The 1,039-nt window shown below is 40.4% G+C and carries 1 protein-coding gene; it reads left to right on the top strand.

The window, feature by feature from the left end; genetic code table 11:
* Positions 1-54: 54 nt before the first annotated feature.
* A complete protein-coding gene (locus EXE09_RS18640) occupies positions 55-987 on the top strand; it encodes an IS5-like element ISAha3 family transposase (RefSeq protein ID WP_004812228.1) in 933 nt (310 codons plus the stop codon).
* Positions 988-1,039: the final 52 nt, after the last annotated feature.

Below are 1,039 nucleotides of genomic sequence, written 5' to 3'. Positions count from 1 at the left end.
GGCTTTGTTGCACAAAGCTATTCTTGAAGGCTTCTTCAGTAATATAATTTCCAGATGAAGAAGCCTACACCTAAAATCTATCGTACAACCAATTGGTCCTCGTATAACCAAGCTTTAATCAAGCGAGGAAATATTTCAATCTGGTTTGATCCTAAGACGCAATGGTATGCACAACCACAAGGCAAGCAAGGACGAAATCAAACTTATTCCGATACAGCGATTCAATGCTGTTTAATGATCAAATCTCTATTCCGTCTTTCTTTACGTATGGTTACTGGCTTTGTTCAAAGCCTGATTAAACTCTGTGGCTTGAATTGGACAGCACCAGATTACTCCACCCTTTGTAGACGACAAAAGCATATTGATATTGCGATAAGCTATCAGAAAAGTCATGATGGGTTACACCTACTTGTCGACTCTACGGGTTTAAAGTTTTTAGGTGAAGGCGAATGGAAGCGTAAAAAACATCAGCCTGAATACCGTCGGCAATGGCGTAAACTGCATATTGGTATAGATGCTGAAACACTGCAAATACGTGCCGTTCAGCTTACTACAAATAATGTCAGTGATTCACAAGTACTAGGTGATTTACTGGATCAAATTCCACTAGATGAGCGAATAGATTCTGTCTATACCGATGGCGCGTACGACACGAAGTGCTGCAGAAAAGTGATTTCAGATCGTCAAGCACATGCAGTAATTCCACCCAGAAAGAATGCCAAGCCCTGGAAAGATTCTAAAATAAGTTCAATAGAACGAAATGAGTTACTTCAAACGGTTAAACATTTAGGCAGAACCCTATGGAAAAAATGGTCGGGTTATCACCGTCGTAGTTTGGTGGAAACCAAGATGCATTGCATCAAATTATTAGGTGATAGGCTGACGGCAAGACATTTTCAAAGTCAGGTCAATGAAATTCATGCGCGTGTGGCAGTTCTGAATAGATTTACGGAATTAGGTAGACCTCGCACCCAAGTTGTGTCTTAAATTTGAATGGATTGGGGAGAACTCAGCTTTTGAATGTTTATGCAACAAAGCC

Source organism: Acinetobacter sp. WCHAc060025 (assembly GCF_004209355.1).
In the GTDB taxonomy this organism is placed as follows: domain Bacteria; phylum Pseudomonadota; class Gammaproteobacteria; order Pseudomonadales; family Moraxellaceae; genus Acinetobacter; species Acinetobacter wuhouensis.
This window is presented reverse-complemented; position numbering and strand designations above follow the sequence as displayed.

Bases quoted from the DNA above. Each gene is read 5' to 3' on its own strand.
- EXE09_RS18640 (WP_004812228.1), top strand. From the start codon at position 55: ATGAAGAAGCCTACACCTAAAATCTATCGTACAACCAATTGGTCCTCG.